The sequence below is a fragment of the Microbacterium forte genome, from assembly GCF_031885415.1.
Lineage (GTDB): Bacteria > Actinomycetota > Actinomycetes > Actinomycetales > Microbacteriaceae > Microbacterium > Microbacterium forte.
Genome location: NZ_CP116871.1, coordinates 1,364,071 through 1,383,707 on the forward strand (window position 1 = coordinate 1,364,071; position 19,637 = coordinate 1,383,707).

General features: G+C 69.5%; 17 protein-coding genes. 11 read left to right on the top strand and 6 right to left on the bottom strand.

Going from position 1 to position 19,637, the window contains the following annotated elements:
* Nucleotides 1-96: 96 nt before the first annotated feature.
* Nucleotides 97-534 (bottom strand): Lrp/AsnC family transcriptional regulator, encoded by a 438-nt coding sequence (locus OB895_RS06690; protein WP_042541627.1) that lies wholly within the window; start codon nt 532-534, stop codon nt 97-99.
* 150 nt (nt 535-684) lie between these two features.
* On the opposite strand from OB895_RS06690, the gene pdhA reads away from it, so the two are divergent.
* The 4 genes from pdhA (at nt 685) to OB895_RS06710 (ending at nt 5,695) form a co-directional block, all read left to right on the top strand.
* Complete coding sequence (gene pdhA, locus OB895_RS06695; RefSeq protein WP_079112444.1) at nt 685-1,785, top strand: pyruvate dehydrogenase (acetyl-transferring) E1 component subunit alpha; 1,101 nt, start codon at nt 685-687, stop codon at nt 1,783-1,785.
* Nucleotides 1,782-2,810, top strand: a complete 1,029-nt coding sequence (locus OB895_RS06700) for an alpha-ketoacid dehydrogenase subunit beta (RefSeq protein ID WP_311879555.1) — start codon at nt 1,782-1,784, stop codon at nt 2,808-2,810. The genes pdhA and OB895_RS06700 overlap by 4 nt, the downstream gene beginning before the upstream one ends.
* Nucleotides 2,807-4,216 (top strand): dihydrolipoamide acetyltransferase family protein, encoded by a 1,410-nt coding sequence (locus OB895_RS06705; RefSeq protein WP_079112443.1) that lies wholly within the window; start codon nt 2,807-2,809, stop codon nt 4,214-4,216. The genes OB895_RS06700 and OB895_RS06705 overlap by 4 nt, the downstream gene beginning before the upstream one ends.
* A 159-nt stretch (nt 4,217-4,375) precedes the next feature.
* Nucleotides 4,376-5,695, top strand: coding sequence for an MFS transporter (locus OB895_RS06710; protein ID WP_042539398.1), 1,320 nt, complete (start codon nt 4,376-4,378; stop codon nt 5,693-5,695).
* Between the two features lie 56 nt (nt 5,696-5,751).
* Here OB895_RS06710 and OB895_RS06715 read toward each other — a convergent pair whose 3' ends face one another.
* From OB895_RS06715 to dhaK, 4 genes are all read right to left on the bottom strand, one after another.
* Nucleotides 5,752-7,047, bottom strand: a complete 1,296-nt coding sequence (locus tag OB895_RS06715) for a sensor domain-containing protein (RefSeq protein WP_194286012.1) — start codon at nt 7,045-7,047, stop codon at nt 5,752-5,754.
* Between the two features lie 162 nt (nt 7,048-7,209).
* Nucleotides 7,210-9,693 carry a phosphoenolpyruvate--protein phosphotransferase gene (ptsP, locus tag OB895_RS06720; RefSeq protein WP_079112441.1) on the bottom strand — a complete coding sequence of 828 codons (2,484 nt, stop codon included), beginning with the start codon at nt 9,691-9,693 and terminating at the stop codon, nt 7,210-7,212.
* On the bottom strand, nt 9,693-10,346 hold the full coding sequence (gene dhaL, locus OB895_RS06725; protein ID WP_311879560.1) for a dihydroxyacetone kinase subunit DhaL: 654 nt from the start codon (nt 10,344-10,346) through the stop codon (nt 9,693-9,695). The genes ptsP and dhaL overlap by 1 nt, the downstream gene beginning before the upstream one ends.
* Nucleotides 10,334-11,326 (bottom strand): dihydroxyacetone kinase subunit DhaK, encoded by a 993-nt coding sequence (gene dhaK, locus OB895_RS06730; protein ID WP_042539488.1) that lies wholly within the window; start codon nt 11,324-11,326, stop codon nt 10,334-10,336. Before dhaK ends, dhaL begins: the two co-directional genes overlap by 13 nt.
* A gap of 117 nt (nt 11,327-11,443) precedes the next feature.
* On the opposite strand from dhaK, the gene OB895_RS06735 reads away from it, so the two are divergent.
* A complete protein-coding gene (locus OB895_RS06735) occupies nt 11,444-12,253 on the top strand; it encodes an IclR family transcriptional regulator (protein WP_231567491.1) in 810 nt (269 codons plus the stop codon).
* 5 nt (nt 12,254-12,258) lie between these two features.
* Here OB895_RS06735 and OB895_RS06740 read toward each other — a convergent pair whose 3' ends face one another.
* Nucleotides 12,259-12,870 (bottom strand): TetR/AcrR family transcriptional regulator, encoded by a 612-nt coding sequence (locus OB895_RS06740; RefSeq protein WP_042539394.1) that lies wholly within the window; start codon nt 12,868-12,870, stop codon nt 12,259-12,261.
* Between the two features lie 111 nt (nt 12,871-12,981).
* On the opposite strand from OB895_RS06740, the gene OB895_RS06745 reads away from it, so the two are divergent.
* The 6 genes from OB895_RS06745 to paaK are packed head-to-tail and all read left to right on the top strand — an operon-like array spanning nt 12,982 to nt 19,630.
* The gene (locus OB895_RS06745) at nt 12,982-14,169 is read left to right on the top strand and encodes a thiolase family protein (RefSeq protein ID WP_311879564.1); all 1,188 of its coding nucleotides are present in this window, start codon (nt 12,982-12,984) and stop codon (nt 14,167-14,169) included.
* Complete coding sequence (locus tag OB895_RS06750; RefSeq protein WP_311879566.1) at nt 14,166-14,897, top strand: enoyl-CoA hydratase/isomerase family protein; 732 nt, start codon at nt 14,166-14,168, stop codon at nt 14,895-14,897. Before OB895_RS06745 ends, OB895_RS06750 begins: the two co-directional genes overlap by 4 nt.
* Nucleotides 14,894-15,823, top strand: coding sequence for a 3-hydroxyacyl-CoA dehydrogenase family protein (locus OB895_RS06755; protein ID WP_311879567.1), 930 nt, complete (start codon nt 14,894-14,896; stop codon nt 15,821-15,823). The genes OB895_RS06750 and OB895_RS06755 overlap by 4 nt, the downstream gene beginning before the upstream one ends.
* Entirely contained in the window at nt 15,820-17,901 is a 2,082-nt protein-coding gene (paaZ, locus tag OB895_RS06760; RefSeq protein ID WP_311879569.1) for a phenylacetic acid degradation bifunctional protein PaaZ, read from the top strand. The genes OB895_RS06755 and paaZ overlap by 4 nt, the downstream gene beginning before the upstream one ends.
* Nucleotides 17,902-17,906: 5 nt before the next feature.
* Nucleotides 17,907-18,290: a hydroxyphenylacetyl-CoA thioesterase PaaI gene (gene paaI / locus OB895_RS06765; RefSeq protein ID WP_052492903.1), complete on the top strand. Its 384-nt coding sequence runs from the start codon at nt 17,907-17,909 to the stop codon at nt 18,288-18,290.
* Nucleotides 18,291-18,334: 44 nt separating this feature from the next.
* Complete coding sequence (gene paaK / locus OB895_RS06770; RefSeq protein ID WP_311879572.1) at nt 18,335-19,630, top strand: phenylacetate--CoA ligase PaaK; 1,296 nt, start codon at nt 18,335-18,337, stop codon at nt 19,628-19,630.
* Nucleotides 19,631-19,637 lie beyond the last annotated feature (7 nt).

The window sequence follows — 19,637 nt, forward strand, 5'->3', positions numbered from 1 at the left end:
TTGTCGGACGCCGTCGGGCGGCCCACTTGTCGAGGAGTGCGCCGCAGATGTCCGAGTGCGAAGGGATGACCTCGGCGTCCCCGCTCGGACACCGGATCAGACGAGGGTGAAGTCCTCGAAGATGAGAGTGGTGCGGGTGGACCTGATCGACGGGATCGCCTGGATGTCCTCCAGCACGATCCGACGGAGGTCGCGCGCGTCGCTCGCTCGGACGAGCAGGATCACGTCGAAGTCTCCGCCGACGAGTGCCATGTGCTCGATCTCGGGGATGGCGCGGAGCCGGGCGCTGACCTCCTGCCACGTCGCCTGCTCGATCGCCAGCGTCACGTATGCGCTGGCGTGGTGGCCGAGCAGCACCGGATCCGTGCGCACCGAGTATCCGGTGATGATGCCCGCATCGGTGAGGCGCTTGATCCGCGCATGCGCGCCCGCCCTCGAGATGTGCACCGCTTCGGCGATGGCGGTCATGGACGCACGCGCATCGGCCCTCAGCTCCGCGAGGATCGCGTGGTCGGTCTCGTCGAGCGTGATCATGGAACCCCTTCGTCCGTGCCTGAATTCTGACATTTCGTCGTACGGATGGGCAACCCGACAGCAATCGTCCACGATCCGTCGATTGTTCTTGGACGACTGTCTCCCGAGGCGCATGCTGTCCTCATCGGGTTCGGCAAGGAGGGCGAACGGATGGAACATGCAGATCTGCTGCCGCGCGACACAGCGGTCCAGCTCATCGATGCAGACGGCAGGGTCATCGAGGACGAGCGCTACGCGCTCCCGGACGCCGACGCCCTGCTCGCCGCCTATCGGGGTCTCGTCGAGGGTCGACGCATCAACGACCAGGCCAGCGCTCTCGTGCGGCAGGGTCGCCTGGCCGTCTACCCGTCGTCGCACGGTCAGGAGGCGTGCCAGATCGGCGTCGCTCTCGCTCTCGCCGATGACGACTGGCTCTTCCCCACGTACCGCGACTCGGTGGCGGTCGTCGCGCGGGGCGTCGCCCCGGCCGACGCGATGGTGCTCCTCAAGGGCGACTGGCATTCGGGCTACGACGTGCGGGCGCACCACGTCGCTCCTCAGGCGACTCCCCTCGCCACGCAGCTCCTGCACGCGGTGGGCTTCGCGTATGCCGCGAAGAGGCGCGGCGAGAGCACCGTGGTCGTGGCCCTGTGCGGTGACGGCGCGACCAGCGAGGGCGACTTCCATGAGGCCATGAACTTTGCCGCGGTCTTCCACGTGCCCGTCGTCTTCTTCGTGCAGAACAACGAGTTCGCGATCTCCGTGCCGCTCAGTCGTCAGACCGCGGCGCCCTCCCTCGCCCACAAGGCGATCGGCTACGGGATGCCGGGGCAGCGCCTCGACGGCAACGACGTCGCCGCAGTGCTGGCAGTGCTCGGCGATGCGGTCGATCGGGCGCGCGCCGGCGGCGGACCGACGCTCATCGAAGCGCACACCTACCGGATGCAGGCGCACACGAACGCCGACGACGACACCCGCTATCGCGAGCGCGCGGAGGTCCAGGCGTGGGTCGCGCGTGATCCGCTGACACGTCTGCGCACGTACCTCACCGGCACGGGCGCGCTCACGGAAGAGCTCGAGGCGGAGTACGCCGACGGAGCCGAGCAGACGGCTGCGGCGATGCGGGAGGCGCTCAACACGGACGCCGACATCGACCCCGAAGACCTCTTCCGCTTCGTCACCGAGTCTCGCTCGCCGCAGCGAGAAGAACAGTGGCACCTGCTGAGGGGCGAGATCGAGCGCACGCACGAACCCGCAGGAGGTGCACGATGACCATCGCCCACGACGACGTCCGCGTCGACATGCGTGTCGCGGCCGTATCTACCATGAGCATGGCCGCCGCTCTGAATCTCGCCCTCGCGGACGCGATCGAGAGCGATCCGGAGGTCGTGGTGTTCGGCGAAGACGTCGGCGCGCTCGGAGGCGTCTTCCGGATCACCGACGGGCTCACCGCGCGGTTCGGCGAGGATCGCTGCTTCGACACCCCGCTCGCCGAATCCGGCATCGTCGGCACAGCCGTCGGCATGGCGATGAACGGCATGAGGCCCGTCGTCGAGCTGCAGTTCGACGCCTTCGCGCTTCCCGCGTTCGAGCAGATCGTCAGCCACGTCGCGAAGCTCGGCAACCGCACGCGCGGCGCCGTGCGGATGCCGCTCGTGATCCGCATCCCGTTCGGGGGCGGCATCGGAGGAGTCGAGCACCACTGCGACTCGTCCGAGGCGTATTACGCCCACACCCCCGGGCTCACGGTCGTGAGTCCGTCGACGCCGCAGGACGCGTACTCGATGCTGCGAGCGGCGATCGCCTCGCCCGACCCGGTGATCTTCCTCGAACCGAAGAAGCTGTATTGGACGAAGGGCGAGGTCGACACCTCGGTGGTCGCCGAGATCGGCACCGCCAGGGTCGCGCGCGAGGGCACGGATGTCACCCTGATCGCCTATGGCGCCTCGGTGCCGCTCGCTCTCGAGGCGGCAGACGTCGCGGCATCCGAGGGGCGCAGCGTGCAGGTCATCGACATCCGCTCGCTGTCTCCCTTCGATGACGAGACGGTGATGGCCGCCGTGCGTGCGACCGGACGAGCGGTCGTGATCGCCGAGGCCCCTGGTTTCGCCAGCGTCGCCTCCGAGATCCAGGCACGGGTGTTCGAGCGCTGCTTCGAATATCTGGAGGCGCCGGTGCGACGCGTCACCGGCTTCGACACCCCGTATGCGCCGCCGAAGCTCGAGCACTGGTACCTGCCCGATGTCGACCGCGTCCTCGACGCGATCGACTCGCTGCACTGGGAGGACGCGTCATGACCGCACTCACCACCCGCGTCTTCCGGCTCCCCGATCTCGGCGAGGGCCTGACCGAGGCGGGCCTCGTGCAGTGGCTGGTCGCGGTCGGCGACACCATCGTCACCGACCAGGCGATCGCCGAGGTCGAGACGGCCAAGAGCATCGTCGAGCTGCCCTCTCCCTTCGCGGGAGTCGTGACCGCCCTGCACGGAGAGCCTGGCGAGACGATCGACGTCGGCGCCCCGGTTCTCGAGGTCTCCGATGCGACGCAGCCGGCGAGCACGACCGACTCGGGCGCACCGAACGGTTCGGATGCCGCAGAGCACGCGGCCTACCGAGAAGAGGAGCGAGCGGGCTCGGGCAACGTCCTGATCGGCTACGGCACCTCCGACCGCGTGACGACCGGTCGTCGTCGTGCGCGGGCGACCGTGGTCCCGACGTCGAGCGTCCGTGATGCCGCTCCCTCAGCAGAAGCGACGCTGCCCGAGCCGACGCCGACGGAGCCTGGCGTTCCCGCCCCGCCGACGACCGCCTCGCGGCGCACGGTGGCCGTGCGCTCACCGCTCGTCCGACGCCTGGCGCGAGATCTCGGGCTCGACGTGCACGAGATCACCCCGACCGGACACGACGGCTCGATCACCCGCGCCGACGTCCTGGCCGCGGCCGTCGACGATGCCGTCGACGGCGCAGCCGCACAGCATCGCAGCGCGAGCGGGCAGAGCCTCGACGGCCTCGCCGTGGTCTCGCGCGAGCGTCTGTCGGCTCTGCGCCGCGCCGTGAGCGCGAAGCTCAGCCGCAGCCGCTCCGAGATCCCCGAGGCGACCGTGTGGGTCGACGTCGACGCCACCGAGTTGTGGACGCTGCGCGCAGGCATGGCTCCCGAGGGCGGCAGATCCCCCTCGCTCACAGCCCTCATCGCGCGCTTCGTGCTGCTCGCCCTGGAGGATCATCCGGTGCTGGCATCTCGACTGAGCGACGACGCCTCAGAGCTCATCTCGTTCGAGGGCGTCAATCTCGGCGTCGCCGCCGACACCGCACGCGGGCTCGTCGTTCCGGTCATCCCCCGCGCCCACGAGCTCTCCGTCGAGCAGCTCGACGCGGCGCTGCGCGAGTTGACGACTGCAGCCCGCTCCGGGTCGATGCCGCCGGAGCGCCTGCGCGGATCGACGTTCACCCTGAACAACTACGGCGGACTCGGGGTCGACGGCTCAGCCGCGATCATCAACCACCCCGACGTCGCGATCCTCGGAATCGGTCGCATCATCGAGCGGCCGTGGGTGATCGACGGGCAGATCGTCCCCCGCCGCATCGTGCAGATCTCGCTGGTGTTCGACCACCGGGTGTGCGACGGCGGATACGCCGCCGGCTTCCTGCGTCGAGTGACCGAGCTCATCGAGCATCCTCTGCGTGCATTCGGGCGGGTGTGAGGGCCGCGCACGTCGCACTCCCGCGCCGCCATGGACGCAGCGCTTGGGCCGCGGGTCGGCGTGCGCTACTCTCGTCAATTACTGACCGATCATTCGGTAAGTGATTCGGAGCGGCACGTCGTCGCTCTCTCCCCCCACCCGCAGAACAATGGAGTTCGCATGACGTCAGCAGTCTCCGCAGACAGCACGAGAACGAGGATGCCCGCCGAGGAACGGCGGGTGCTCGCCAGCACCCTGGTCGGCACCTCGATCGAGTGGTACGACTTCTTCATCTACGCGCAAGCCGCGGGCCTCGTGCTCGCTCCGCTCTTCCTCGCTCCGATCGCCGAGGAGAACAAGGGGTTCGCGCAGATCCTGTCCTTCGCCACGATCGGAATATCCTTCCTCTTCCGCCCCCTCGGAGCCATCGTCGCCGGGCACCTCGGCGACAAGCTGGGCCGCAAGAGGATGCTCGTCTTCACGCTCGTGATGATGGGGCTCTCCACCTCCCTGATCGGCCTGCTGCCGACCTATGCGGCGATCGGTGTCGCGGCGCCGATCCTGCTCATCGTGCTCCGCATCCTGCAGGGGTTCTCGGCCGGCGGTGAATGGGGCGGTGCGGCGCTGATGGCCGTCGAGCACGCGCCCACGAACCGACGCGGACTCTTCGGCGCCTTCCCGCAGATCGGTGTTCCGATCGGCATGATCCTCGCGACAGCGACACTCTGGGTGCTGACGAGCTCGATGTCACCCGAGGCGTTCCTCGAGTGGGGCTGGCGGATCCCGTTCCTCATGTCGATCGTGCTGATCGCCGTCGGCTACGTGATCAGGCGCGCAGTCGATGAGAGCCCGGTCTTCGAAGATCTCCGGCGCCGCCGTCAGGAGGCCTCGGCACCGCTGGGCCGCCTGTTCCGCAAGAACACCAAGCAGGTCGTCCTCACCGCACTGATCTTCATCGGAAACAACGCCGCCGGCTACCTGCTCATCGCGTTCTTCGCCACCTACGCTGTCACCGCTCTCGGCATGGAGCGTCCTCCCGTGCTGCTGGCGACGACGCTGGCCTCGTTCGGATGGCTCATCTTCACGCTCTGGGGCGGTCACCTCTCCGATCGTCTCGGGCGGGTCCGCACCTTCCAGATCGGCTACATCGCACTCGCGCTCTGGGCTGTGCCGATGTGGTTCCTGATCGATACGGCGAACATCTTCTGGTACTTCGTGGCACTGTTCGTGATGACGTTCGCACTCGGGCTCTCCTACGGCCCGCAGGCGGCCCTCTACGCCGAGATGTTCCCGGCCAACGTCCGCTACTCGGGCGTCTCCATCGGATATGCACTGGGTGCCATTCTCGGCGGGGCGTTCGCTCCGATGATCGCAGAGACGCTGATGAACCAGTTCCACGCGGCGTGGACGATCGGCGTCTACATCGCCGCCGCGGCGCTGATCTCCCTCATCGCAGTGACGATGGTGAAGGAGACGAAGGGCGTCGACCTGCACGCCTGACGGAGCCGCTGACAAGGCCGGGCGGCGGGTCGGTCGGTGGAACGACCGGCCCGCCGTCAGCCGAAGACGAGCGGCGTGCGGGCTGTGGCGTCCTCGACCGTGATGCCGACGATCATCGACCCCTCCTCGGCGACATCGCGGTCGGCCTGGAACCGGAAGACCTGGCCGTCGCGCGTCGTGACGGCGTAGAAGTCATCGCCTGCCGCCACGACATCGACGACGGTGCCCCCGGGGTAGGCGGCCATCGCATCCGCCACGGGAGCGCCGAGGCGGATGTCTCCCCGGTGCGGCAGCGCCGCTCCGTCGTCGACCGACTCATCGAGGCTGCGATCGCTTCCGACGGTGATCGACCACACCGCGTCACCGTCCTCGACGGGCTGCACCAGGATGGACCCCGCGCCCCCGGGCGCGACGAGCCTCCACGGTCCGCCGTCGTACTCCGGCTCCATGACCTGCGCGTCCTCGCCCGCCTTGGCGAGAGCGGCATCGACCGAGTCGCCGAGGCGGAGCGGACCCACCCCGCCGACACCGATCTGCCACTCGCTCCACACGGCTCCGGGGTCTCCCGACGGATCGGTCTCGGCGACAGGCGGGTTCTCGGTGAGCTCGTCGATCAGTCCCGACCTCGCCTCACCGGCGCGGGTCTGCAGCAGCAGGGCGGCGGCTTCGGCGTCGAAGTCGCGGTCACCGCTGAAGGGCTGCCAGAGCTGCACGATCACGTTGCCGGTCGACGCAAATGCGTCGAAAGACCGCCAGTCGAGCCCCGCATCGACCAGCGACCCCGCGAAGGCTCGAACGTCCTCGGAGGGTTCCGGAATCGCGGCATCGAAAGTGATGGTTCCCTCCTTGGCGAACTCGGCGCACTGCTCGGCAGCCTGGAGCAGCTGATCCATTCGCCCCTGGGCCTGCGCCTCATCAGCGAACTGCATGATCGTCATCCGACCGGACCCGTTGGCGGGATCCGTCGGCACCTGCCATTCGACCGTTCTCGCCCCCACGCTGCCGAGCGACTGCTCGGCGTAGAGGGCATCGCAGATCGGCGGATCCGCAGGGAGACTTCCGCCATCCGACACCTGCTCGAGCACCGGCGAAGGATCACCGACGTCGGTGGCCTCCGGCACGATCCCCACGATCTCCTCAGGGGTGAGCGCGAACGCGTCGAGTTCGTCTCCGACGAACACGATCGGTCCGGCGTAGGGCTCGGGGGACGCGGTCGACGGCGACGGCGAGGGCGAGGGCGAGGGCGACGACGAGGCCTGAGGAGTCGGGGCGCAGGCGCTCAGGGCGACCAGCGCGCCGATCCCGATCGATGCGAGCATCATTCGCGCTCGCCACGTGGTGAAGACAGTCATGTGCATCCTCCGACTCGTCATGCGCCGCTGCGGGCGCCCCCTCCTCGGAGCCTATGGCGCTGCGGCACCCTCGACCAGGGGCGCGCGCATGTCGAGATCAGAACGAGAGGAAGAGCATGCCGAAGATCGCATATATCCGCCTGATCGGACGACGTGAACTCTTCAGTCGCCACTGAGCACAGCGGCCGCAGCGGCGCGCGCATCGGCCGCCGTCGCCGCTCTCAGCACCGCTTCCGCGGCTGCGTCGCACTGATCACCCGTGACGTCTGCCAGCGCGGCCGCGACGCGGCCCAGCGCGCGGGGCGTCATCGACAGGGAGGTGACCCCGAGGCCGACCAGCACCGCGGCCAGTGTGGGATCGGCGCCGGCCTCGCCGCACACGCCCACCGGCAGGTTCCACCGGCGTCCGGCAGCACCCGCCTGGCCGATCAATCGCAGCACGGCCGGCTGCCACGGATCGTTCAGGTCGCCCAGCTCGCCCAGCAGTCGGTCCACGGCGAGCGTGTACTGGGCGAGATCGTTGGTTCCGATGCTGACGAAATCGACGACCTCGAGCATCTCTGAGGCGAGGAGCGCGGCGGAGGGCGTCTCGACCATCACTCCCACCTTCTCGAGTCCGGCCGCCCGCGCACGGTCCGCGAAGTCGCGCGCCTCATCGACCGTGGCCACCATCGGAGCCATCACCTCGACGAGCGCCGACTCCGCCGCTGCCGCGAGCGCGAGGGCCCGCAGCTGATCATCGAGCAGCGCGGGTGATCGCCGTGCGATCCGCAGACCGCGGACTCCGAGAGCGGGGTTCTCCTCCGTGTCGGCGTTGGCGAACGGCAGAGGCTTGTCGCTGCCCGCGTCGAGCGTGCGCACGACGACCTTCCGCCCCGGGAAAGCCGCGAGGACGCCTCGGTAGGCGTCGACCTGCTCGTCGACCGACGGCGCATCGGTGCGGTCGAGGAAGCAGAACTCGGTGCGGAAGAGACCCACTCCCTCTGCCTTCGATGCCGCAGCCGCCACCGCTTCGGCCGCGCCGCCGACGTTGGCGAGCAGTGCGATCCGGCGCCCGTCCGCGAGCACGCCCTCTCCGTCGAAGGGCACGACGATCGACGCGGCCTCCGCCTCGGCGATCCTGGAACGGCTCGGGTCGACCTCGACCGTTCCCCGGTCGCCGTCGACGAGCAGATCGGCGCCGGATGCGATGCCCGTGGCCCCGCCGACCCCGACGACCGCGGGGATTCCGAGTGAGCGGGCGATGATCGCGGTGTGCGATGTGGGCCCGCCCTGCTCGGTCACCAGAGCGACGCAGTTGCCGCCGTCCAGGGCGGCCGTGTCGGCGGGTGCGAGGTCGGTGGCCACGAGCACGAAAGGCTCATCCCGCTCCGGAACACCGGGCATCTCGACCTCGAGGATCTCGGCGATGATCCGGTCTCGGACGTCACGGATGTCGGCGGCACGCTCGGCCATACGACCACCCAAGGCTCTGAGCGCCTTCTCGTGCGCGAGAGCCGTCTCCCAGACGGCGCGGGCGGCGGTGCGCCCCTTCGATCGGACGAGCGCCGTCGCATCTGCGACGAGCTCGGGGTCTGAGGCGAGCAGACGCGAAGCATCGAGGATCGCCCGAGCCTCTCCGGTCGCCGCCGATGTGCGGCGGCGGAGCTGATCGGCAACCGCGACGGCTGCCCACTCGATCGCCGACACCTCGCTCTCACGCTCAGTCGCATCGACCGTCAGGCCCGGGTCGGGCTCGTCGAGTGGCGCAGCCAGCAGCACGGCCTGCGCCGCTGCCCGCCCGGCGCTCACACCTCGCCCGCTCAGCACCGTCCCGGACACCACGGGCGCCGCACTCACCGCCGACTCGGTCGACCGCGTGTGCACGACCTCTCTCGGGGGCGCGGCGACCGCGGTTCCTTCACCGAACCCCTCGTCGAACAGCGCGACCAGTCGATGGATGGCGAGCTCGGCGTCCGCCCCGGTCGCGGAGAGCCGCACCTCGTCGCCCTGCCTGGCGCCGAGCATCAGCAGTCTCGACAGGCTGGCGCCCGCGGCCTCCGGCCCATCCGGCAGCCGCGTGAGCCGCACATCCGCCCCTGCGGAGGCCTCGGCGATCAGCGCAGCCGGACGAGCATGGATGCCGAGTGGGTTGAGGACGGTGACCACGCGAGTGACCGCCTCGCTCGGCCCGTGCGTCGGTGCGAGCGTCGGTGCGAGCGCCGCGGCGGTCGCGGCGGGCTCGTCCGGGTCGCCGAGCTGGCCGGTCTTCGCGCCGAGCGCAGCGGACGCCTCCTCAGCCACGACCTCGAGCGATGCGCCCGCCGCCGCGGACACGACTGCGGCGAGCAGCCCTTCCACGAACGGCGCGGGCGTGAGGCGGACGGGCACGTCGCTCGTGCGCAGCTCGAGCGCGAGCTCCGCGCTCAGCACCGCCGAGCCGAGGTCCATCAGCACCAGGACTCCGTCGCAATCCGCGGCCAGTTCGTCGATGGCCGCGGCGACCGCTACGGCATCCGTTCCGAGAACGGCTGCGCCGTCGGCATCCGTCCCCGCGCCGGCCGCCACCAGGACGCGCGCTCCCCCGCCTCGCACCATCTGCAGGGCAAGCTCCAGGGCCGCCTCCCCGAGTCGAGCGCTGTGGGAGACGGCGACGATGCCGATCATCAGGACGATTCCGCGGTGGCCCGGGCGAGCGCCTCGAACAGCAGCGTCGTGGACGCCGCACCCGGATCGATGTGCCCTGCGCTGCGCTCACCGAGGTAGCTCGCGCGTCCCTTGCGTGCCACCAGGGGCTCCGTGGCGTCACGCCCCGCAGCCGCAGCATCGGCAGCCGCAGCCGTCGCCGCTGCGAGATCCGCCCCGCCTGCGATCTGCGCATCGAGTGCATCCACGGCGGGCGCCATCGCATCGAACATGGTCTTGTCGCCGGCTTCGGCCTTGCCCCGGGCGACGATCCCGTCGAGACCCGCTCGCAGCGAGGCTGCGAGCCCGGCGGCATCGAGTTCGTCCACCGTGCCGGCCGCCATCCCCATCCGCAGGAACAGCGTGCCGTAGAGCGGCCCGCTGGCACCTCCGACCGAGCTCACGAGCGTCATGCCGACGGTCTTGAGCAGTTCGTCGACGGTGGGCGGCACCGCCGAGTCGAGCTTCGCCACGACCGCGTCCATGCCACGGGCCATGTTCGCGCCGTGGTCCGCGTCGCCGATCGCCGAGTCGAGCTCGGTGAGCCATTCGCGCTTCTCGGCGATCACGTCGCGGAACCGCCGGATCCAGTCGACGAGGGCCGCGGTGTCGATCGCCGCCATCATGCTCCCCATCGCAGTCCTGGCGTGTTCACCGGGGCATCCCACAGCCGCAGCAGCTCGTCGTCCGCCTTGAGCACCGTGAGCGAGCACCCGGCCATGTCGAGCGACGTGATGTAGTCGCCGACCAGGTTGCGGGCGATCTGCACCCCCGCCTTCTCGAGCAACGACGCGACCTCGCCGTACATCAGGTACAGCTCGATCAGCGGCGATCCGCCCATGCCGTTGAGCATCACGATCGCGGGTCCGGCGGCGTCGAGGTCGGCGAGGATCGGCTCGACGAGCTGGCGGGCGATCTCGGATGCGGGGGCCAGCGGCTCGCGATGCCGACCGGGTTCGCCGTGGATGCCGATGCCGATCTCCATCTGGTCCTCCGGCAGGTCGAACGTGGGTCTGCCCGCTGCGGGAACCGTGCAGCTCGTGAGCGCCATCCCCATCGAGCGACCCTGGCCGTTGATGCGCTGGGCGAGTTCGACGACCGCGGCGAGATCCTGTCCTTCTTCGGCCGCCGCGCCGACCAGCTTCTCGAGCAGCACGGTCAGTCCGACACCGCGACGCCCGGCTGTGTAGAGAGAGTCCTGCACGGCGACGTCGTCGTCGACGATCACGGTGCCGACCTCGATGCCCTCCATCGATGCGAGCTCGGCGGCCATCTCGAAGTTCAGCACGTCGCCGGTGTAGTTCTTGACGATGTGCAGCACGCCGGCGCCGCGGTCGACGGCCTTGGTCGCCGCTTGCACGCGGTCGGGCGTCGGTGACGTGAACACCTCGCCGGCGACCGCGGCATCGAGCATGCCCACCCCCACGTATCCGCCGTGCAGCGGTTCATGGCCTGACCCGCCACCGGAGACCACCGCGACCTTGCCCTGCGCCTTCGGCGTCGCGCGCGTGATCACGTGCGTCTCGAGGTCGACCGACAGCTCGGGATGCGCGAGGGCGACGCCTCGCAGCGACTCGACCAGCACATCGGCGGGGTTGTTGATGAGCTTCTTCATCGTTCGATCTCCCTTGATCTCTGCGGTGGCGATCTTTCGCAATATTGGAAAGTCATTCGTCAATGTCGAATATGCTCGGGCGCAGTCGAGTTGTCAAGATCGACTCGGACACACGACATGACGGCCCGGCTCGACGACGAACCGGAGGGAGGACGCACCGTGATCCAGGCCATCGATCGCGCCGCCAAGGTGCTCGAGCTGCTGCAGGGTGCGCGCCACCTCGGCATCACCGATCTCGCTCTCGCACTGAGCCTGCCGCCGTCGACCGTGCACGGGATCGTCAAGTCGCTGCGAGAGCACGGGCTGGTCGCGAAAGAGCGCGGCGGACAGCGCTACATGCTCGGACCGACGCTGCTGCGCCTCAGCAACGTGTACCTCGACACGCTCGATGTCAGGGCACGGGCGATGCGGTGGACGCAGGAGCTCGCGCGGCGCACCAATCTGCCTGTGCGCCTCGGTGCTCCGCATTTTCACGAGGTGCTCGTCATCCACCACGATCTGCGCCCGGACGACAGCCAGCAGATGCTCGAGACCGGCGTCGCGATCCCCGCTCACGCCTCGGCGATGGGAAAGGTGCTGCTCGCACATGACCTCGGCTTCCAGCGCACCGTCTTCGAACGACCGCTGCCCAGCCTCACCGGAGACACGATCACCGACATCGCCAGGCTGATGCTCGAGCTCCCCGCGATCGCCGAACGCGGCAGTGCGTCCGAGACGGACGAGGCGGTGCTCGGAGAATCGTCCGTCGCCGCACCGGTCTCCGACGCCTCGAACGACATCGTCGCCGCGGTCGCGGTCGTGATGCCCACCTCGCACGCGCCCGCCTCCGACGCCGTGCTGAACGCGCTCCGAGAGACGGCCCGCAACATCTCACGCGAGCTCGGAGCGACCAGCTGGCCGCCTCGGGTGGCTCCGGCCGACGACTAGTCGGCTCAGCGCGACTGCAGTCCGTCCAGGCTCACCCGCAGGATGTCCTCGCCCAGCTCATCGGGGTCGACGGGCCCGCCGGGGCGATACCACTCCACGACCGAGTTGATCATGCCGAAGATGAGCCTGGTCGCGACCGCGGCATCCACGTCGTCGCGGATCAGCCCCTCGGCCTGAGCCTCGGCCACGATCGCCGTCACCCGCTGATCGAACGCGCGCCGACGCACGAGCGCGGAGGTCTCGACGTCGCCGTTGCCGCGCACACGCAGCAACAGCGTCACCGAGGGCAACTTCTCGGTGAGCACACGCACGGCCCCGCGGATGATCGATCGCAGGCGATCGGAGGCGAGCGGATGCCGCGCCGTGGCGTCGTCCACGACGGCCTCGAGAGCGTCGAGGGCATCGTTCAGCGCGAGCTCGAGGATCGCCGACTTCGACTCGAAGTGGTGGTACAGCGCCGACTTGGTGAGGCCGAGAGTGGCACTGAGATCGGCGACGCTGGTCGCGTCGTAGCCCTGTTCGTTGAACACCTTGACCGCGACCGCGAGCACCTGCTCACGGTCGTAGCCTGGCCGGCCGCGTTTGGGGGCCGGCGCGTCGAATCCGAGCTGCGCCATGGCCCCAGTCTGTCAGTCCCGATGAGTTGCCATCCGTCCGAGGATCTGAGATCGTATTCCTGACCGATCGGTCTGAAATTATCGCCAGCGTGGGCGTTCGAGAGGATGACGATGTCCGAGGCCTATCTCGTCGACGGGGTCCGCACCGCCGTCGGTCGGCACGGCGGCGCACTCGCCGGCATCCGCCCCGATGATCTGGCAGCCCTCGTGGTCGGCGAGACCGTCACCCGGTCGGGGATCCCCGCCGAGGCGATCGACGAGGTCATCCTCGGTGCAGCGAACCAAGCGGGCGAAGACAACCGCAACGTCGCCCGCATGGCCGTGCTCCTCGCCGGCCTGCCCGATTCGATCCCCGGGCTCACCGTGAACCGGCTGTGCGCCTCGGGGATGTCGGCCATAGCTCTCGCCGCGAACGCCGTGCGCGCGGACGACGCCGACCTCATCGTCGCCGGCGGCGTCGAGTCCATGACACGAGCCCCCTGGGTGCAGGCGAAGCCCGAGCGCGCATGGGCCAAGCCCGGCGCGGCCTTCGACACGTCGATCGGATGGCGCTTCACCAATCCGCGGCTCGCCGCGCGCGAGAAGGCCACCTTCTCGATGCCCGAGACGGCGGAGGAGGTCGCACGCGTCGACGGCATCAGCCGGGCGGATGCCGATGCCTTCGCCCTGCAGAGCCATCTGCGCGCCGTCGCCGCGATCGACGCGGGGCGCTTCGCCCCCGAGATCGTCGGGGTCGAGACCGACCGCGGAATCGTCGACACCGACGAAGGACCGCGACGCGACACCACCCTCGACGCTCTCGCGAAGCTGCGCGCCGTGGTCGCAGGCGGCGAGGTCGTCACGGCCGGCAACTCCAGCTCGCTGAACGACGGTGCCTCCGCGATCGTCGTGGCGAGCGCCGAGGCCGTCGAGCGACACGGACTGCGACCGCGTGCACGCATCATCGCCTCGGCGACCGCCGCACTCGCCCCCGAGATCATGGGACTCGGCCCCGTGCCCGCGACGCAGAAGGCTCTCGCGAAGGCAGGGCTGCAGATCGCCGATCTCGGCGCCGTCGAGCTGAACGAGGCCTTCGCGTCACAATCGCTCGCCTGCATCCGTCGCCTCGGCCTCGACCCGGCGATCGTCAACGCCGACGGCGGTGCGATCGCGCTCGGGCATCCGCTCGGCTCCAGCGGATCCCGCCTGATCGTGACCCTGCTCGGTCGGCTCGAACGCGAGGGCGCTCGCTACGGCCTCGCCACGATGTGCGTCGGAGTCGGACAGGGCACGGCCATGATCGTGGAGCGTCTGACGTGAGCCTGCAGATCGAGGAGCAGCGCGACAGGGTCATCGCGACGCTCGATCGCCCCGAGAAGCGCAACGCGATCGACCAGGAGACGGTCGACGCGCTGCACGAGCTGTGCGCAATGCTCGAACAGACCCCCCGCACCCTCATCCTCACCGGCTCCGGCGGTGTCTTCGCGGCGGGTGCCGACATCGCGCAGCTGCGCGATCGCACCGCAGATGACGCCAGGCGCGGCATCAACGCGACCGTGTTCATCCGCATCAACGAGCTGCCGATGCCGGTGATCGCGGCGATCGACGGCTACGCACTCGGGGGCGGAGCCGAGCTGGCCTACGCCGCCGACATCCGCATCGCGACGCCGTCCCTCCGAATCGGCAACCCCGAGACCGGACTCGGCATCATCGCCGCGGCCGGTGCGACGTGGCGGCTTCCCGAGATCATCGGCGCGGCGCGAGCGAGCGAGATGCTTCTCACCGGTCGAGCGCTCGATGGCGAGGAGGCACTGCGATGGGGACTCGTCTCGTCGCTGCATCCGTCCGACGAGCTGATCGCGACCGCGCACGCGATCGCCGATCGCATCGCGAAGAACGACCCGCTGGCCACGCAGCACACGAAACACGCTCTGCGCACTCCGCGCTCGGGACATCCTGCGATCGAGCTCGAGCTGCAGGCCGAGCTCTTCGAGTCGCCGGAGAAGCACCGTCGCATGACCGCGTTCCTCGAGAGGAAGAACCGATGAGCGAGCAGCCCTCGTCCTCGAGCGACCCCCACCCCGGGACCTCGAGCGAACGGAGCGTGACGAGACGCCCGGACCACGTGCCCGCGGCCGTCGGCGTGCTCGGCGGAGGACGAATGGGCGCCGGCATCGCGCATGCCTTCCTGCTCGCGGGATCCCGTGTCGCGGTCGTCGAACGCGACACGGCGAGCGCGGATGCCGCACTGCAGCGGATCCGCGAGAGCACCCGCCGATCCGTCGCCCGCGATCCCGCTCTGAACGAGGTCGAGATCACCGGCCGCCTGACGACTGGTCGCGACATCGCCGCCTTCGCCGTGGTCGACCTCGTGATCGAAGCCGTTCCCGAAGACCGCGAACTCAAGGAACACGCGCTCGCCCGTGCAGAGGCGGCGATGCCCGCCGACGCCACCCTGGCGAGCAACACGTCGTCGATCTCGATCGACGATCTCGCCGCGAGCCGCCGTCGTCCGGAGCGCTTCCTCGGCCTGCACTTCTTCAACCCTGTGCCCGCGTCTGCGCTCGTCGAGATCGTGCGAGGCGCAGCGACCGACACCGCGGTCGTCGAGAACGCGGCCGGATGGGTGAGCTCCCTCGGCAAGACCCCGATCGTCGTCACCGACTCCCCCGGGTTCGCATCGTCTCGACTCGGCGTCATGCTCGGCCTCGAGGCGATCCGGATGCTCGAGGAGGGCGTCGCGTCGGCCGTCGACATCGACGCGGCGATGACGCTCGGATACCGGCATCCGATGGGGCCGCTGCGCACGACCGACGTCGTCGGACTCGATGTGCGGCTCGGCATCGCCGAGGAGTTAGAACGCACTCTCGGTGAGCGGTTCTCTCCGCCGGATCTGCTGCGGCGGATGGTCGCCGAAGGAAAGCTCGGCCGCAAGAGCGGCGAGGGGTTCTACGCATGGAACGAGGAGAGATGACCGAGTATCTGCCGAGCTACATCCAGGGCGAGTGGTGGACGCCGACTTCGCCCGCACGATTCACCGAGGTCCGTGACGCGTCCACCGGCGATGTGGTCACGCTGGTCTCCACCGACGGCCTCGACCTCGCGGGGGCGCTTGCCCATGCCCGATCCGTGGGGCAGAAGAGCCTCGGTGCGCTCACCTTCCATCAGCGCGCGGTGCTGCTCAAGCAGTTCGCCCTGGCGCTCACCGAGCGCAAGGACGAGCTCTATGCGCTGTCGGCGCGCACGGGCGCGACGAAGAGCGACTCCTGGGTCGACATCGACGGCGGCATCGGCGTGCTGTTCTCGTATTCCGGCAAGGGGCGGCGCGAACTGCCGAACAGCCGCGTGCACGTCGACGGCCCCGTCGAGCCGCTCTCGAAGGACGGCTCGTTCCTCGGGCGCCACGTCTACACGACGCTGCCGGGAGTCGCCGTGCAGATCAACGCCTTCAACTTCCCCGTGTGGGGGTCGCTGGAGAAGTTCGCACCGGCTTTCCTCGCCGGCATGCCGACGCTCGTGAAGCCCGCGACGCCGACCGGATATCTCGCCGAGGCGATGGTGCGCATCCTCGTCGAGTCGGGCCTGCTGCCGGACGGATCGCTGCAGCTGGTGAGCGGCAGCGTCCCCGACCTCTTCGAGAACCTGCGCCTCGGCGACATCGTCGGCTTCACCGGCAGCGCCTCGACAGCCGAGAGCCTGAAGGCCCACCCCGCCGTGCAGACCGGCGGAGTGCGGTTCACCGCGGAGACCGACTCGATCAACGCCTCGGTGCTCGGCACCGACGCCATCGAGGGCACCCCGGAGTTCGACGCCTACGTCCGCCAGCTCGTCACCGAGATGACCACCAAGGCCGGGCAGAAGTGCACGGCGATCCGCCGGGCGATCGTGCCGACCGGGTCGGCGGATGCCGTGATCGCCGCCGTGCAGGCGCGCATCACCGAGAGGACGGTGCTGGGCGATCCCCGCGCCGAAGGTGCGACGATGGGCCCCCTCGCCTCGACCGCGCAGCGCGACGAGGTGCTGCGTCAGGTCGCGAAGCTGCAGGACGCCGGCGGACAGATCGTGGTGGGGTCGACGGATGCTCCCGAGGTGCGGCTCGCAGACGGAACCACCGCGCTCTCGCCCGACGGCGCGTTCGTCTCGCCGCTGCTGCTGCGCTTCGACGATCCGCAGTCCGACGCCGCGCACTCGGTCGAGGCGTTCGGTCCGGTGTCGTCCCTGCTCACCTACGACACCATCGCCGACGCCGCCGCACTCGTCGCCCGCGGCGGCGGCTCGCTCGTCACCAGCATCGCGACGCACGATCCGGTGCAGGCGGTCGAGCTGGCCACGCGCATCGCGCCGTTCAACGGTCGGATGCTGCTGCTCGACCGCGACGACGCGCGCTCCTCGACCGGTCACGGGTCTCCCCTGCCGAACCTCGTGCACGGCGGGCCCGGTCGGGCAGGAGGCGGCGAGGAGCTCGGCGGCATCCGCGCGGTGCTGCACCACATGCAGCGCACTGCGGTGCAGGGATCGCCCGAGATGCTCACGGCGTTGACCGGTGTCTGGCACGCGGGAGCCGCGGCGCGCAGCGGCGGTCGGCATCCGTTCCGCAAGTCGCTCGCGGAGCTCCTGATCGGAGATCAGATCGTCTCGGCATCACGCGAGGTCACCCTCGACGACATCGAGACCTTCGCGCACTTCACCGGTGACACGTTCTACGCCCACATGGACGACGCGGCGGCCGCAGCGAACCCGTTCTTCCCCGGCCGTGTGGCACACGGGTACCTGCTGGTCTCGTGGGCGGCCGGTCTGTTCGTCGACCCCGAACCGGGCCCCGTGCTCGCGAACTACGGTCTCGAGAATCTGCGGTTCATCACGCCGGTCTCCCCCGGTGACACGATCCGCGTCGAGCTCACCGCCAAGCAGATCACCCCCCGCGAGACCGATGACTACGGCGAGGTGCGCTGGGATGCGGTGATCCGCAACCAGGCCGACGAGCTCGTCGCGACCTACGACGTGCTCACGCTGGTCAGCAAGGAGTCCACCTCCGAGGTCGCGGCAGCATGAGGGCCATGATGCAGCGCGATGCCGCGTCGGCGATGCTCGGCATGACCGTCGAGCTCGACGAGCCCGGCGAGGCCGTGGTGTCGATGACGGTGCGCGACGACATGCTGAACGGCTTCGCGATCACGCACGGCGGCCTGGTGTTCACTCTCGCCGACACGGCTTTCGCGATCGCCTGCAACGAGGACGAGCGCGTCACGGTCGCGGGCGGCGCGGACATCACCTTCCTGAAGTCGACGACCTCCGGGCAGCGGCTCACGGCACGTGCGAGTCGCCGCGTCGTCAGCGGTCGCAACGGCATCTACGACGTCACGGTGACCGATGAGTCCGGCGACGTCGTCGCCGAGGTGCGCGGCCGCTCGCTCACCACGAACCGATCGCACCCGGGCTGACCGGCACACCTGACATGGCCCTGCCCGCGACGAAGGAGTCGACGATGACCCACACCCGTGCCGAGATCGGCACCGAGATCGAGCTGCACTCCGCCAGTGCACTGGCCCAGCTGCAGCTGCAGCGCCTGCAGTGGACTGTGCGCCACGCCTACGAGAACGTGCCGACGTACCGTCGCAAGTTCGACGAGCACGGTGTCCACCCCGACGAGATCCGCACCCTCGACGACGTGCAGAGGCTGCCGTTCACCACCAAAGCCGACCTGCGAGAGAGCTACCCGTTCGGGATGTTCGCCGTGCCGATGGCCGACGTGCGCCGCATCCACGCGTCGTCCGGCACGACCGGGCGGCCGACCGTCGTCGGCTACACCGAGGGCGACCTCGACAGGTGGGGCGACCTGATCGCGAGGTCGCTGCACGCCGCGGGGATCCGCGCCGGCATGAAGGTGCACAACGCCTACGGATACGGGCTGTTCACCGGTGGACTCGGGGCGCATGCCGGCATCGAACGTCTCGGCGCCACGGTGATACCCGTCTCCGGTGGTCAGACCGCGCGCCAGGTGCAGCTGATCGCCGACTTCGAGCCGGACGCCATCCTCTGCACGCCGAGCTACCTGCTCACGATCGCCGATGCGATGGAGGCGGCAGGCGTCGACCCGACGCGGACCTCGTTGCGGGTGGCCGTGCTCGGAGCCGAGCCGTGGACCAACGAGATGCGCCGCGAAATCGAGAAGCGACTGAACATCGACGCCGTCGACATCTACGGGCTCAGCGAGGTCATGGGGCCGGGCGTCGCAAGCGAGAGCGTGCTCACCAAAGACGGCCCGCACATCTGGGAAGACCACTTCCTTCCGGAGATCATCGATGGCGACACCGGCGACCGCCTGCCGGACGGCGAACTGGGCGAACTGGTCTTCACCTCGCTCACCAAAGAGGCCTTCCCGGTGATCCGCTACCGCACACGGGATCTGACCCGCCTGCTGCCCGGAACGACGTATCCCGCCCTGCGGCGGATCGAGAAGATCACCGGGCGCAATGACGACATGATCATCCTGCGCGGAGTGAACCTCTTCCCCACACAGATCGAAGAGCTCGTGATGGGCATCGAGACCCTGACGCCGCACTTCGTGCTGGAGCTGCACCGTGCGGGCCAGCTCGACACCATGACGGTGCGCATCGAGCGGCACCCGTCGTTGAGCATCGAGGAGTGCGACGCCGCCGCTGCAGTGCTCACGCATCGCATCAAGGTGCACATCGGCACCAGCGTCGACGTCAAGGTCGAGGAGCCCGGCGCTCTGCCGCGCAGCGAAGGCAAGTACAAGCGCGTGTACGACCTGCGCTGAAGTCTTC

What these genes read in the sequence shown, in the direction of transcription:
- OB895_RS06700 (WP_311879555.1), top strand. Translation starts at nt 1,782, where the DNA reads ATGACCATCGCCCACGACGACGTCCGCGTCGACATGCGTGTCGCGGCC.
- OB895_RS06745 (WP_311879564.1), top strand. Translation starts at nt 12,982, where the DNA reads ATGTCCGAGGCCTATCTCGTCGACGGGGTCCGCACCGCCGTCGGTCGG.
- OB895_RS06715 (WP_194286012.1), bottom strand. Translation starts at nt 7,047, where the DNA reads ATGACTGTCTTCACCACGTGGCGAGCGCGAATGATGCTCGCATCGATC.
- OB895_RS06705 (WP_079112443.1), top strand. Translation starts at nt 2,807, where the DNA reads ATGACCGCACTCACCACCCGCGTCTTCCGGCTCCCCGATCTCGGCGAG.
- OB895_RS06710 (WP_042539398.1), top strand. Translation starts at nt 4,376, where the DNA reads ATGACGTCAGCAGTCTCCGCAGACAGCACGAGAACGAGGATGCCCGCC.
- OB895_RS06690 (WP_042541627.1), bottom strand. Translation starts at nt 534, where the DNA reads ATGATCACGCTCGACGAGACCGACCACGCGATCCTCGCGGAGCTGAGG.
- ptsP (WP_079112441.1), bottom strand. Translation starts at nt 9,693, where the DNA reads ATGATCGGCATCGTCGCCGTCTCCCACAGCGCTCGACTCGGGGAGGCG.
- dhaL (WP_311879560.1), bottom strand. Translation starts at nt 10,346, where the DNA reads ATGGGGAGCATGATGGCGGCGATCGACACCGCGGCCCTCGTCGACTGG.
- paaI (WP_052492903.1), top strand. Translation starts at nt 17,907, where the DNA reads ATGATGCAGCGCGATGCCGCGTCGGCGATGCTCGGCATGACCGTCGAG.
- OB895_RS06740 (WP_042539394.1), bottom strand. Translation starts at nt 12,870, where the DNA reads ATGGCGCAGCTCGGATTCGACGCGCCGGCCCCCAAACGCGGCCGGCCA.
- paaK (WP_311879572.1), top strand. Translation starts at nt 18,335, where the DNA reads ATGACCCACACCCGTGCCGAGATCGGCACCGAGATCGAGCTGCACTCC.
- pdhA (WP_079112444.1), top strand. Translation starts at nt 685, where the DNA reads ATGGAACATGCAGATCTGCTGCCGCGCGACACAGCGGTCCAGCTCATC.
- OB895_RS06735 (WP_231567491.1), top strand. Translation starts at nt 11,444, where the DNA reads ATGACGGCCCGGCTCGACGACGAACCGGAGGGAGGACGCACCGTGATC.
- dhaK (WP_042539488.1), bottom strand. Translation starts at nt 11,326, where the DNA reads ATGAAGAAGCTCATCAACAACCCCGCCGATGTGCTGGTCGAGTCGCTG.
- OB895_RS06755 (WP_311879567.1), top strand. Translation starts at nt 14,894, where the DNA reads ATGAGCGAGCAGCCCTCGTCCTCGAGCGACCCCCACCCCGGGACCTCG.
- paaZ (WP_311879569.1), top strand. Translation starts at nt 15,820, where the DNA reads ATGACCGAGTATCTGCCGAGCTACATCCAGGGCGAGTGGTGGACGCCG.